Genomic DNA, 13,418 nt, shown 5'->3' with positions numbered 1-13,418 from the left:
TTGAGTTGAAATTAATTGAAAGCGTAGTGACGGCGTTTGCTGGTAAGGACTGAGATCAAGCCGATAGCCAGCAACCACAGAGTTTCCGGTTCCGGTACCGTGTTGTTAGTTTGTTTGGTGACCGAATCGACTGTAATTAGGCTGGAAGCGTTTATCGAAAATCTGCCGGAGTCGGCGCCGCCATATACGAAAAGATCCGGATTGCTATCGCCAAAGCTGATTAAATCGCCTGGGTTCAGCAGAAATGACAAGAGTAAGGTGCCGACGTCTGACAACGCGCCGCCTACGCCGCTACCAATATCGGTGAATGGAGAGCTGGGTATGAATTTTTCGTTACCGAAAAGGGTGTCCGAGACTACTTTAGAAAATACTAATTCGCTGCCATCTGCTTTGAAAAAGGCGATCTGTGATTCGGCGAATTCACCGTTATCGTTTAGCACTTGGGTATCGATTGCTTCGACTTGATGGCTGTAATGGAATTGTAAGTTCACCACAAAACTATCCACAGCCGATTTGTTTTCAATCGAAAAGGTATAGTCGCCAAACAGGGGGCTGATGCCCGACGGTTCGGTGCCGCCAGTGCCGCTAGCGCTTAAGTTTATGCCAAAGCCGTCGCCGATGTGGCTTAAGGTGCCTGACAACGGATCAGGGCCTGTGATCGTGGAGCCAACCAGTGTGGTCGTGGAGGTAGAGCCGGCGATAATGCTGGTCAGCGAACCCGCCTGGGTAGCGTTTACAGGATCGGACGGGGAGCCGGAACTATCAAACTCCGCCGAGCCGCGAATCACAATATTGCTGTCAAAAGCCGCGGCCGACACCGATCCGGCATGCGCGCCGAGCAGTATTGAAATAGCCAATGCCATATTGCAAAGTCGGCTAGCGTGGTTTGAGGGTAGGGTCTTAAAATCGCTACCGAAGCTCTTTTTAAATTTAATTGATTCCATCTTGATACCTCTATATTTGATTAGATTTAGTGATTTATTAATGGGCATTTTTTGCTGAAAAAATATTTATATTAATGACCTGTTGCATGAAAAAATACAGGTGTCTAGTAACTATTTAAATGCAGTCAATTAAAATAATTTTTCATGTTGCTAAATGCCATTTTCTAAATGTCTAAATAAATTTAATTAACTTATTTCTGTTTTATTCAAAAAATTGTATTACGTGAATTAATAGCCAATTCTTGTGCCAGTTATTAATTTCATGCGTGAAAATAATTTATCTTTATGTTTTTTAAGGGGTTTTACGGCGATGCTTGGCTGGAAAAACCAGCGTGCACAATTGATGCGGGAGCGATTTGGCACGATATGTCGCTTGAGGTACGAAATATCGTTTTTATGTAGGGGCGGGGTTTGACTTATTGGTTCGCTCGATAGAGCTAGTAATTGAAAGTAGGCTTTTTTAGCTTAAAAAATGACTAAATAGGTATTAGAAGGCTTTATCTGCTGGCTAGTAAAACTTCAAAAGCCCCTGTTAGCAAGGCAAATAACTTCAACAAACAGGTAAAACAAAGCATCTAAATTGGCAGCACGCAAATGCGCGGATATGCGCATTGATAGTGAAAGTAACGGATTTTCTATGTTAAGGATAGCGGAGGCTGCGGTTCGCCGATTTCGTCGATCAGCACTGTCTGGCCGACTGACAAGCTGCCGGGTTTATCGTGCAAGGCGTTTTGCCCAAAATAGACTTTGTTTTGCCATTTGCGCAGACGATTCAGCGTCGTCAAGGGTTCTTTGCCGGTTTCGGCGGTTAGCGGGTCTATGGTCGGTACCGAACAGCGCGAGCAGGGTTTGGGCAATCTAAAACCAATATCGTTGATGCTAAGCCGTCGCCAAGTATCTTCGGCATAGCTATCGCAATCGGTGACGACCAGGTTCGGCCGAAAGCGAATCATGTCAATTGTCACCGGCATGGCTTGGTTAAGGGCGTTTAAGGAATTCTCCGACACGATCAAAAACGGAAAGCCGTCGGAAAAAGACGTTTGGTCGCTGTCCAACGCATAGTTAGGATCGACCTTGCGAATATCGTTATCGGTTTGGTAAACCAGCCGGCAATCGGTTTGTAAAAAATCGCTTAACCAAGCATCGGCGTCATCGCCGCAGGTCTTAGCTATACAACGGTCGTGCCAGACCACCACTTCAATGTCATCGCCGTCGTTTGATTGCAATGGCAGCGCTAGATCCGCTTGGTTGGGTGCCGACAAAATCAGTTGTTGATCTGCAATGCGGGTTTTAATCAACGCCATTTTCGGTAAACGGCGTTGGCTGAGGAACTGTCTCTCGCTGTCTATCAGCATCCATTTTCTGTCGTACAGCAAGCCTTTGTGGTCCACCGGCCAGTGTTCTACTTGAATTCCGGCCAGCGATTTGACCGGGTATATATAAATTTCACTGAGTATCGGCATATTATTTTGCTGTTAGCTGAATAGCAGATCGGTTTGGGTATGCAGTAAATGCTCTGCTAAATGTTTTTCAATGTTGTCGAACTTGATGCCGTAACGGCCATTTTCCCGGTCGCAATGAACAACAAGTGCGGAGATATCAAAACGCTTGCCGTCGGCGAATAGTAAATACAGGAATATGCGCTTATTCTTACCGAGTTTTTTCTCGCTGAATATCGCCGCGCCACGGCTACTGACATCCCGCAACACGACCGGAAACAAGCGTGGAAACCAGATGCTTTTGACTTTAACGGCAGCACGGATGTCGTTGCGTCGATAGCGAACCGCACTACGCTTGTTAGACCATGAGCTATCAATCGTGACCTCTTGATCGAGAAAATCTAAAGAGAAATCTGGCTCAGACATGGCAAACGCGGCGAATGTAAAGGTGGCTAAGTATTGATGTTAAACCACTAAAATTCAATAGAGCGGGACGATTATTGACAGAGCCCGGCCGAACCGAATCCGTTAAAATAACGCTTTTATGTCGTTCCGTATCGGATTATGAAAAAAATCGCGCTTATTTCAGTTTGTTTTTGTTGGCTTGTCGCGTTGCCAAGCAGCGACGCAATTGCCGCGCCTGCCAAGAAAGCCGTTCCGGCCAAACCGCAGGTCACCAAGCCCGCCGAGCCTGCCAAGCAGATAGTCAAAATCGGCTATTTCAGTCAGGAGCGAGCAGCGCCGGCAGCCTTGTCCAACCTTGATCCGTTTATCCAGAACAAAGGCCAGATCGGTGCCGAACTGGCGATTGCCGACAATAATACTACCGGGCAATTTACCGGCCAGCACTACGAGTTAAAGAAGGTTGTGGTGCCGGTTGGCGGCGATTTACAGCAGGCCTTCAATCAATTGGGCGACGATGTTGGGCTGGTGGTGTTGAACGTGCAGCCTGACCAATTAAACAAGCTCGCCGACTTGCCGGCAGCGAAAAACAAATTGCTGTTCGATGCCGCTACCAGCGACGACGAGTTGCGCAACACGGATTGCCGCCATCAGATTTTGCACCTATTACCCAGCCGGGCCATGCGTGCCGATGCGCTGGCGCAATATATGCTCAAAAAACGCTGGCAAAACTGGTTTTTGGTGATAGGCCCCACGCCGGAAGACAAGTTATATGCAGCGGCCATTAAACGCGCGGCCAAGAAGTTTGGCATCAAACTGGTCGCGGAAAAAGCCTGGACCAACGATTACGATGCCCGCCGTACCGCCCAATCCGACGTGCCGGTATTTACCCAAGTGGACGATTACGATGTGTTGGTTGTTGCAGACGAACAGGGCTTGTTTGGCGAATATCTGGATTACCGGACCTGGAAACCGCGTCCCGTGATCGGCACGCAGGGTTTGGTTGCCACCGCCTGGCACAGAACCCACGAACAATGGGGCGCGGTGCAATTGCAAAATCGCTTCAAGGACACCGCCGGCCGCTGGATGGAAGAACAAGATTATGCCGCCTATCTGGCGGTGCGGGCGATAGGCGAGGCCAGCGTCCGCAGCAAGTCCAATCAAACTCAGGCGATTAAGGATTATGTCTTCTCCGAAGCGTTTGCGTTGCAAGGTTACAAGGGCGTGCCCCTGTCGTTCCGCCCTTGGGACGGTCAATTGCGGCAACCGGTATTATTGGCTGCACCGCGATCTTTAGTTAGCGTGGCGCCGGTCGAAGGATTTTTGCATCCGAAGACGGAGCTGGATACCCTAGGATACGACCAGCCGGAAACGGCTTGTAAATAAGCCGGTGTTGAACCAAATTTCAGAGGGTAGGGCATGAGCGATAAACGGCGCATGGAGATTAGCCAGTCGGCGATCACGGGTGTTCTGGGCGTGGAAGAAGCGCGGCCGCAAAAAAAGGGACCGGCGCATAAACCGTTCAAAATTCAAAGCCGCTATCAACCGGCTGGCGACCAGCCCACAGCCATCGCGGCGCTGGTGGAGGGCATCAACGACGGTGAATTGCATCAAACCTTGCTGGGCGTGACTGGCTCGGGCAAGACCTTTACCGTCGCCAATGTGATACAGCAAACCCAGCGGCCGGCGATGATCATGGCGCCGAATAAGACGCTGGCTGCGCAGTTGTACGGCGAAATGAAGGAGTTTTTCCCGGACAACAGTGTCGAGTATTTCGTTTCCTATTACGACTATTACCAGCCCGAGGCCTATATTCCGGCCTCCGATACCTTCATCGATAAGGACGCCTCACTTAACGAGCATATTGAGCAAATGCGCTTGTCGGCCACCAAAGCTTTGCTGGAACGGCGCGATACCATCGTGGTCGCCACGGTATCGGCAATTTACGGCTTGGGCGAGCCGGAATCCTACTTCCAGATGGTGCTGCATTTGGTGCGCGGCGATATGATCAAGCAACGCGACATACTGCGGCGTTTGGCGGAAATGCAATATACCCGCAACGACACCGAACTGCGCCGCGCTACCTATCGAGTACGCGGCGAGGTGATCGACGTGTTTCCAGCCGAGTCGGAAGAACAAGCCCTGCGTATCGAGTTGTTTGACGACGAGATCGAAAGGTTGTCGATGTTCGACCCACTAACCGGTGAAGTCACTCAGCGCCTGGCCCGCTTTACGCTTTATCCGAAAAGTCACTACGTCACACCGCGCGATCAGTTGCTGACCGCTGTGGAAAAAATCAAAATCGAACTGGCCGAACGCCTGGAGCAATTGCGCGACAACCATAAACTGGTGGAAGCGCAACGGCTGGAGCAGCGCACGCTGTTCGACATCGAGATGATTATGGAAGTGGGCTATTGCTCCGGTATCGAAAATTATTCCCGGCATTTGTCCAATCGCGCAGACGGTGAATCGCCGCCGACCATGTTCGATTATTTACCCAAGGATGCCTTGGTGATCATCGACGAAAGCCATGTCACGGTACCGCAGATTGGCGCGATGTATAAAGGCGACCGCTCGCGCAAGGAAACCTTGGTGGAATATGGCTTTAGATTACCTTCAGCCTTGGACAACCGGCCGCTGAGGTTCGAGGAGTTCGAGCAAATCTGCGGTCAGCGTATTTATGTGTCCGCCACGCCCAGTACTTACGAGAAAGAACATTCCGGCGCGGTGGTGGAGCAGGTAGTGCGCCCGACCGGCCTAGTCGATCCCATTGTCGAAGTGCGCCCGGCGACCAGCCAAGTCGATGATCTGTTATCGGAAATCACCAAACGTACTGCGGTGCAGGAACGGGTGTTGGTTACCACCCTGACCAAACGCATGTCGGAGGATTTGACCGATTATTTGATGGAGCACGGTGTCAAGGTGCGATATCTGCATTCAGACATCGAAACGGTGGAGCGGGTGGAGATTATCCGCGACTTACGGTTAGGCGTGTTCGACGTGCTAGTCGGGATCAACTTGTTACGAGAGGGTCTGGATATACCGGAAGTGTCGCTGGTAGCAATTCTGGATGCGGATAAGGAAGGTTTTCTGCGTTCGCTGACCTCTTTAATCCAAACCATAGGCCGTGCCGCGCGCAATGCCAATGGCAAGGTAATCCTTTACGGGGACAAGATTACTCGTTCGATGCAACTGGCTATTGAAGAAACCGAGCGCCGCCGCGATAAGCAGGAAGCGTTCAATAAAGAGCACAATATCCAGCCTAAAACCATATTCAAATCGGTTACCGATATTTTGGAGTTATCGATTCCCGGTTCGGGCGGTTCCATTTCCAACGCCAGAGCGAAAGTTGCCGAACCGGCCGGCAATTACAAGGCTATGACGCCCAAACAAGCCGCCAAGGCCTTGAAGCAACTGGAAGAAAAAATGTATCAGCACGCCAAAAACCTGGAATTTGAAGATGCGGCGCGGATCAGAGATCAGATTAAATTGCTGCAAGCCGAGATGGTGGTTTAAGAGGCTTAGGTTTGTAATTAACGTTTTGGCTAACTATATTTAGTGAATTTTGTCGAGGTCCCGAGCTTGCAATGCTTGGTCGGCAGAAGCTAAACAACGATAGCGAATTCATGAAGCAGACGCCGAGAAACAGATGATACCCGCCAAAAACATACTGAACGAAAATGTTCGCGTGCTGAAAAGCGAGGTATCTAAAACCACTTATCAGGGTGTGGCTATCGCGCTTGCCAGCATTCTCAGTGCGTTGTTGGCCTTGAGCTATTACTACGTCGGCGAAATTTCTTTAAACGGCATCATCAAAGCCCAGACCGAAAATTACGGTCTGTGGATGCTTGAAGCGCTACCGTTTATTTTCGGGTTTTGGGGCCAATATTCCAGCTCGGTCATCGCTTATCAAGCCGGGGCGATGATTTTGGACCAGACCCAGGAACTGCGTTCTCGCGCCGAATCATTAGAAAAACAAGTCAGTTATTCCACCACCCACGACTCGGTAACGGACCTGCCGAACCGGGTATTGTTCTACGACCGGGTGGAGCAAGCGATGTTAGCTGCCGGCAATCAAAACAAGATGCTGTCCATCCTGTTGGTGGAAGTCGCCAATTTTAAGGAAGTTTACGACACGCTGGGCCGCAACAGCAGTGACTTGATTTTGAAACAGATAGCCACGCGCCTGCAAAGCGTGGTGTTGGGCACTGATAGTGTCGCCCGTATCGACGGCAATATTTTCAGCGTGTTGTTGTCGGCGGTGGATAACGAAACTGCCGGCCTGACATTGGCGAAAAATATACAGGCTGCTCTGGATCCGGCTTTTAAAGTCGAGCGTCTGAGTTTGGTAATCCACAGTAATATCGGCATCGTCAATTTCCCCGAGCATGGCGACGATGTCGATACCTTGGTGCAAAAAGCCGGCGTGGCATTATTCGTAGCCGGCCAATCGCACGAAGGCTACACCACTTACGCGCCGTCTTACGACGATCACAGCCCGCGCCGTTTAACGCTGATGAGCGAGTTGCGCCAGGCTATCGAAAAAGAGCAATTACATGTTTATTACCAACCCAAGGTGTCGGTGCAAACCGGGCAGGTTTACGGTGCGGAGGCTTTAGTACGTTGGCAACACCCTAAGCATGGTTTTATCGCGCCGGATGAATTTATACCCATGGCGGAAAGAACTCGGGTGATCAAGCATTTGACTGCCTGGATGCTGAAACAATCGTTCAAACATTGCGCGGAATGGCGCAAGCGCGGCTGGGAACTGATTATCTCCGTCAATCTGTCCGCCAAGGATTTACACGATCCTGAGCTGCCGGATGTGATGGCCGGTGTGGCGGCGGCGGCCAATATCAAACCCGGCTGGATGATGTTGGAGATTACCGAGAGCTCCATCATGACCGATCCGGAGCGGGCCATGGAAGTGATTCAGCGCCTGAATGAAATGGGCTACAAATTGTCTATCGACGACTTTGGCACCGGTTATTCGTCACTGGCTTACTTAAAACGCATGCCGTTAACGGAATTAAAAATCGATAAATCCTTTGTCGTCGATTTGTTGCACAGCGAAAACGATGCAGTCATCGTTAAAGCCACCATCAACTTGGCGCACAATTTAGGATTGCAGGTGACTGCCGAAGGTGTGGAAACTCAGGAAATTATCGAAAAACTCAGCACTTACCGGTGCGACTTGGCGCAGGGTTACTTGTTCAGCAAGCCGATGCCGTTTGAGGCTTTTGGTGCGTGGGTGGAAGCCCATCGTTAAACACAAAACTATGCAGATTCAGGAGCCCCAATAATGTCCACAGCCTGGGCGGGTGGTACCGACGCTATTCTGGAAAGAATGGACAAGATGACCGAGCTGTTCGTTGCCGAGACACGTAAAGCTATCTATACGGGCGAATCGGCCAGCCATTGCCAGGAATGTGGGGAGCCGATTCCGGAAGCACGGCGTCAGGCGATTGCCTGCCAGTATTGTTTGCCTTGTCAAACCGAGCTGGAAAAAAGCTGACGCAGTACTGTTTTATTGGGCTCGTTTAAACGGCAGGTAATTCGCCGCGTCTTGCTTGTAATGCGCAATCGCCTGTTTTTCCCGGGCTACAAATTGCGCCACGGCCTTGGCAAAACCGGCATCCTTTAACCAATGCGTGGAGTAGGTAGTGACCGGCTCGAAGCCGCGGGAGATTTTGTGCTCGCCTTGCGCGCCGGAATCAAAACGCGCCAAGCCGTGTTCTATACAGTAGTCCAAGCCCTGGTAATAGCAGGCTTCGAAATGCAGCGCGTTGTACTCCGCATCGCATCCCCAATATCGGCCGTACAAGGTATCCGCGCCGATAAAACTCAAGGCCGCGCCGACGTACACATCGTCTTTCATTGCCAGAACCAGCAATAATTGCTCAGGCATTGTTCGCGCAATTTGTTTGAAAAACGCCAGATTGAGATAAGGTTCGGAACTGCGTTTTAAGTAGGTCAGTGCGTAAAAGCGGAAAAACACCTGCCATTGGGTCTCGGCAACCTCCGTCCCCGGAACACGCAATAGCTCAATACCTTGTTCCGCTACCCGGCGTCGTTCACGCTTAATCATCTTGCGTTTGTCGGCGCTTAGGGTTTGTAAAAAGTCCGTAAAAGTCGCGTAGCCACGATTAAACCACTGAAACTGCACGCCCTCGCGGACGCTTAAACCTAAAGATCTCAGCAGCTCAAGCTGGGAAGGTTCGGGAAATAAACAATGCCACGAGGAAATACCCTGTCGTTCGGCAAGTTGTTGGATAAAACTGAATAACAAAGCGCAGATTGCCGTTTGGTCCGCATCCGGTGCGAATAGCAGTCGCTGTCCCTGGCAAGGGGTAAACGGGATCGCGCTGATTAATTTCGGGTAATAGGCCAGACCATGCTGCTGGTAAGCTTGAGCCCATTGCTGATCGAACACATACTCGCCCCAGGAATGGGTTTTTAAATACAGCGGCAATGCTGCCAACAATTTTTTATTGTCGAAAACCAATAAATGCGCGGTTTCCCAGCCGGTCTGCGGGCAAACGGCGGCGCTTTGTTCCAGTGCGGCTAAAAATTCGTGGCGTAAAAAAGGATAGTCGGGTCCGCACAGTCGATTCCATGCCGTGGCTTCGATTTGCGCCATGCTGGCGATTTGTTTTACTTCCATTTTTAATGTTAGTAGAGTTAAAGCCCCAACATACCATCAAATCATTGCCCATGACGACAGAGAAGCCGTTTTCTCAAGCCTGCGAGAACAACAAGGAACCTATTTTACAGATTCTCAAAACGGTCTTTGACCAACCCATGACAGTCTGGGAAATCGGCAGCGGCACAGGCCAGCATGCCTGTCATTTTGCCGAGAACCTGCCGCATCTGACATGGCAGCCTACCGATAGGCCGGAGAATCTGCCGGGGATCCAGTTATGGCGGGACGAGGCACAGCTGGTAAATCTACTGCCGCCGCTTAGTTTGGACGTGGCGGATTTGCAATGGCCGTGCGCACAAATCGATGCGGTATTTACCGCGAATACTTTGCACATCATGAGCAGCGATGAAGTGAGGCTCTTATTCGCGCGGTTGGCGATCTATTTGGGTGCCGAAGCGACGATGTGTATCTACGGCCCGTTTAATTATGCCGGTGCATATACCAGCGAAAGCAACGCCCGTTTCGACCTATGGCTGAAAGAACGGGACGTGCGCAGCGGTATCAAGGATTTCGAGGCGATCATGGCCTTGGCCGAACACATCGGTTTGACCTTACAGGCCGACCACGCCATGCCGGCCAATAACCGGCTATTGGTGTTGCGGAAGCGGGCATAAGGACCACAGTCTGACCCTTGGCCTGAGCTAAGTGGCTACGTGTTATGCTGCTGTGAACAATTAAAAATTTTTCTATTCACGGAGTGGACGATGCAAAACATAGTAAAGGTTTTTCTTCTAATCGCGACATTGATGCTGCCCGGTTGCGGTTACAACACCTTTCAAACGCAAGATGAACAAATCAATGCCGGTTGGGCGGAAGTGCTGAATCAATATCAGCGACGGGCCGATTTGGTGCCGAATCTGGTGAATACGGTGAAAGGCTACGCCGGACATGAAAAGGAGGTATTGGAAGCGGTGACAGCATCGCGCGCCAAAGTAGGCAGCATGCAAGTGACGCCGGAATTGGTGAACGACGAACAGGCTTTTGCCAAGTTTCAAGCGGCGCAGGGCGAACTGAGTTCGGCTTTGTCGCGGTTGATGGTGGTGTCGGAGAGTTATCCGCAGCTCAAAGCCGATGCCAATTTCCGCGATCTGCAAGCGCAACTGGAAGGTACCGAGAACCGCATCACCGTGGCGCGCAATCGATACATCGCCGCGATCAAGGAATACAACATTACCGTGCGCTCGTTTCCCAGCAATCTGACTGCGATGCTGTTTGGCTATAAAACTAAGCCATCGTTTACGGTCGAAAACGAAAAAGCCATTTCGACGGCGCCGGTGGTTGATTTTGGCAAATAACATGTTGAAGACAGCCGGATTCTTAGGGTTTTGGGTGACGGTTCTCCTGACGGTCTGTTTATTTGTGACCGCCGTAAGCGCCGAGCAAGGAGTGCCCAATCTTGAACAGCGTGTCACCGATCTGACCGCTACCTTATCCGCACAGCAAAGAACCGCGCTGGAACAACGATTACAGGCTTTTGAGCAACAAAAAGGCAGCCAGATTGCGGTGTTGATCGTCGCCAGTACCCAGCCGGAAGACATTGCGCAATATGCTATTCGCGTGGTCGAACAATGGCGTCTGGGTCGCAAGGATGTCGATGACGGCATATTGATGTTGCTGGCCAAGGATGACCGCGTCACGCGCATCGAAGTGGGTTACGGCTTGGAAGGCGTGGTGCCGGATGTATTGGCCAAGCGGATTATTGACGACATTATGATTCCGTATTTTCGGCGAGGAGATTACGCGGGGGGCATAAATGCCGGCGTCGATAGCCTGATCGGAATATTTGATGGTGTGCCTCTGCCTGCCCCTCAAGCATCGTTTGTCGACGGCCGAGTGCAACGTTTACTGCCCCTCTTGGTGTTTCTAGCGGTGGCCGGCGCTTGGATTTTACGGACTCTGTTTGGAAGCTTTCTCGGTGGGATAATCAACGGCAGCGTGGTCGGCATTATTGCTTGGCTATTGAACGCTGGTTGGCTGGTTGCATGTCTTGCGGCGTTTTTTGCGTTTATGGTGTCGCTCAGCAATGGCAGACGTGCTTTTCGAGGCCGGCAAAACGATAATTTGTACGACGATGACGATTTTGGCGGCGGGTCGGGTGGCGGATTCTCCGGCGGAGGAGGCGGTTTTGGCGGCGGCGGTGCGTCGGGGAGATGGTAGAGTATGCATGTGATTAGATTCCTAAAGCATATTTTTAGTGGTCCCTGGCGTGTGCGTCTGGCGTTTCCCCAGCGCAGCTTGCAAGCCATCGAAGCGGCGATTGCTGATAGCGAAGCATCGCACTTGGGTGAAATCCGTTTTGTCGTGGAAAGTGCGCTGGAGATAGGCGAGTTATTGCAAGGGGTTACGCCGAGACAACGCGCGCTTGATGTATTTTCACAATGCCGAATCTGGGATACGGAACACAATACCGGTGTGCTGATTTATTTGCTGTTCGCTGATCATGATGTCGAGATTGTCGCTGATCGCGGAATACATGCCCGAGTTGGCGAAGCAGCTTGGGCGAGGGTTTGCAAACAGATGGAAGCGCAGTTTAGGGCAGGTCGATTCGAACCGGGCGTGATCGAGGGGATTGCCCAAATCACCGCGCAATTGCAACAGCATTTTCCGGCGTTAAATAAAGAAAATCCTAACGAAATAGCTGACACGCCGCTAGTTCTTTAAGCCATTTTTTGCAGCGATTTTCTGTTGTTTTTTAAGTGTCTTTCTCTTGAATTTCTTGTGGTCTAACACCATATTGGCATAGAACCGTTCAGGTTTTTACATGCAACAAAGAGGAGAATCGACATGAGTAACTTAAGCCCATTTGTTAGTCGCGGTCTGTTTGACGAACTGTTTCGCGATGTCAATCCAGGTTATTACATCAAGCCACTACATGGGGATGGTTTGCCCGCGCAGATCAAGGTTGATGTGAAGGAAAACCCGGGCGAATTTATCGTCCAAGCCGAAATTCCGGGTGCCGGCAAAGAGAATATCCATGTGGATATCGACGGCAATGTGGTTGCCATCCGTGCGCAAATCAGCCAACTGGACTCGGAAAATAAAGACGATAAATTGCTGCGTAGCGAGCGCTATTTCGGTGAAGTGTCGCGGAGCTTTCAACTATCCGCGGAGATTGATGAGGAAGCCAGCAAAGCTCGTTACGAGAACGGCATACTGACGCTGAATCTAGCGAAAAAACTGAAAAAAAGCGGACAACGGATGACTATCGATTAGGCGCTTAGGGCCAGCCCGGTCCAAGATGCTATCGCCCTGATCCTGTCGAGGGATAGGCTAGTTCTGACGTCGACAGGATCAGGGAAAACGGAATATCTGTTTGGGGCGTCGTTAGTGCTTCAGATGCGTGATGATTGTTGATCAAACGTCAATAGACCACTTGCGCCAAGCCCAAACCAGCAAGATGGTAAAAACCCCGAAAACGCCTAAAAACACGCAAAGAAGGTGCAGGAAGCCGAGCGGTAAAAAATCCAACAGTCCGTTGTTACTACTGAATGGTGCAAACGGCTGCATGTCTGCATGCATCATGCTGTCCAAGAGTACATGAGAAAACGTGCCGATAAACGCACCAGCAATGGCCGGTGCCCACGGCATGTCGGCTTGGATTCTTAGCCAACGTAGATATTTTGGCTCAAGCCCGGCATTCCAAAACCGTAATAGGAAAACGCAAAACGGTTTGCCCACTAGCGCGGAAAAGCCGCCGATGCAGATGGCGCCAAGGTAGGAGTGAGTCGCGCCGTGTAAAATAATATCGCCGCGAACCATGCGCACCAATGGTTCTATGTCCATCATCACCTGTGCGAATCCGAACACCGTCAAGCTGAAATATTTGCCGAAAACCGCTTTAATTGCCGTGCCGGGTCCAATGTGAAAAGGCGTGAAAGGCATGGAATTTCAGATGATTGCGATGGGAGAAAACTTACGGGTACGTCGAGA

General features: G+C 50.7%; 14 protein-coding genes. 9 read left to right on the top strand and 5 right to left on the bottom strand.

Features of this window, described 5'->3' with window-relative positions:
- Positions 1-11: 11 nt before the first annotated feature.
- The 3 genes from JL719_RS13495 to JL719_RS13485 form a co-directional block, all read right to left on the bottom strand.
- A complete protein-coding gene (locus JL719_RS13495) occupies positions 12-944 on the bottom strand; it encodes a PEP-CTERM sorting domain-containing protein (RefSeq protein WP_165385962.1) in 933 nt (310 codons plus the stop codon).
- 635 nt (positions 945-1,579) lie between these two features.
- On the bottom strand, positions 1,580-2,407 hold the full coding sequence (locus JL719_RS13490) for an MOSC domain-containing protein (RefSeq protein ID WP_033158786.1): 828 nt from the start codon (positions 2,405-2,407) through the stop codon (positions 1,580-1,582).
- Between the two features lie 12 nt (positions 2,408-2,419).
- Positions 2,420-2,809, bottom strand: a complete 390-nt coding sequence (locus JL719_RS13485) for a PilZ domain-containing protein (protein WP_020481875.1) — start codon at positions 2,807-2,809, stop codon at positions 2,420-2,422.
- A 138-nt stretch (positions 2,810-2,947) separates the two neighbouring features.
- Between JL719_RS13485 and pedA1 the strand changes: the two genes are divergently transcribed.
- From pedA1 to JL719_RS13465, 4 genes are all read left to right on the top strand, one after another.
- Positions 2,948-4,171, top strand: coding sequence for a lanthanide ABC transporter ABC transporter substrate-binding protein PedA1 (pedA1, locus tag JL719_RS13480; protein WP_033158785.1), 1,224 nt, complete (start codon positions 2,948-2,950; stop codon positions 4,169-4,171).
- 33 nt (positions 4,172-4,204) lie between these two features.
- Positions 4,205-6,301 (top strand): excinuclease ABC subunit UvrB, encoded by a 2,097-nt coding sequence (uvrB, locus tag JL719_RS13475; protein ID WP_084153438.1) that lies wholly within the window; start codon positions 4,205-4,207, stop codon positions 6,299-6,301.
- Between the two features lie 133 nt (positions 6,302-6,434).
- Positions 6,435-8,054 carry a putative bifunctional diguanylate cyclase/phosphodiesterase gene (locus JL719_RS13470; RefSeq protein WP_033158784.1) on the top strand — a complete coding sequence of 540 codons (1,620 nt, stop codon included), beginning with the start codon at positions 6,435-6,437 and terminating at the stop codon, positions 8,052-8,054.
- 33 nt (positions 8,055-8,087) lie between these two features.
- Positions 8,088-8,300 (top strand): TraR/DksA C4-type zinc finger protein, encoded by a 213-nt coding sequence (locus JL719_RS13465; RefSeq protein WP_033158783.1) that lies wholly within the window; start codon positions 8,088-8,090, stop codon positions 8,298-8,300.
- 12 nt (positions 8,301-8,312) lie between these two features.
- Here the strand turns inward: JL719_RS13465 and JL719_RS13460 are convergent, their stop codons facing one another.
- Entirely contained in the window at positions 8,313-9,449 is a 1,137-nt protein-coding gene (locus JL719_RS13460; protein ID WP_033158782.1) for a GNAT family N-acetyltransferase, read from the bottom strand.
- A 50-nt stretch (positions 9,450-9,499) separates the two neighbouring features.
- Here JL719_RS13460 and JL719_RS13455 point away from each other — a divergent pair, with 50 nt between their 5' ends.
- The 5 genes from JL719_RS13455 to JL719_RS13435 all read left to right on the top strand — a co-directional run bounded on the left by JL719_RS13455 (position 9,500) and on the right by JL719_RS13435 (position 12,701).
- Positions 9,500-10,102, top strand: coding sequence for a DUF938 domain-containing protein (locus tag JL719_RS13455; protein WP_033158815.1), 603 nt, complete (start codon positions 9,500-9,502; stop codon positions 10,100-10,102).
- Positions 10,103-10,192: 90 nt separating this feature from the next.
- Positions 10,193-10,783 carry a LemA family protein gene (locus JL719_RS13450; RefSeq protein ID WP_033158781.1) on the top strand — a complete coding sequence of 197 codons (591 nt, stop codon included), beginning with the start codon at positions 10,193-10,195 and terminating at the stop codon, positions 10,781-10,783.
- 1 nt (position 10,784) lies between these two features.
- Positions 10,785-11,645: a TPM domain-containing protein gene (locus JL719_RS13445; RefSeq protein ID WP_033158780.1), complete on the top strand. Its 861-nt coding sequence runs from the start codon at positions 10,785-10,787 to the stop codon at positions 11,643-11,645.
- A 3-nt stretch (positions 11,646-11,648) separates the two neighbouring features.
- Positions 11,649-12,149, top strand: a complete 501-nt coding sequence (locus tag JL719_RS13440; RefSeq protein WP_033158779.1) for a TPM domain-containing protein — start codon at positions 11,649-11,651, stop codon at positions 12,147-12,149.
- 123 nt (positions 12,150-12,272) lie between these two features.
- Positions 12,273-12,701 carry an Hsp20/alpha crystallin family protein gene (locus tag JL719_RS13435; protein ID WP_033158778.1) on the top strand — a complete coding sequence of 143 codons (429 nt, stop codon included), beginning with the start codon at positions 12,273-12,275 and terminating at the stop codon, positions 12,699-12,701.
- Between the two features lie 141 nt (positions 12,702-12,842).
- On the opposite strand, the gene JL719_RS13430 is transcribed toward JL719_RS13435, so the two are convergent.
- Positions 12,843-13,370, bottom strand: a complete 528-nt coding sequence (locus JL719_RS13430; protein WP_033158777.1) for a metal-dependent hydrolase — start codon at positions 13,368-13,370, stop codon at positions 12,843-12,845.
- Between the last annotated feature and the right edge of the window lie 48 nt (positions 13,371-13,418).

This window comes from Methylomonas sp. LW13 (assembly GCF_016865255.1).
Lineage (GTDB): Bacteria > Pseudomonadota > Gammaproteobacteria > Methylococcales > Methylomonadaceae > Methylomonas.
This window is presented reverse-complemented; position numbering and strand designations above follow the sequence as displayed.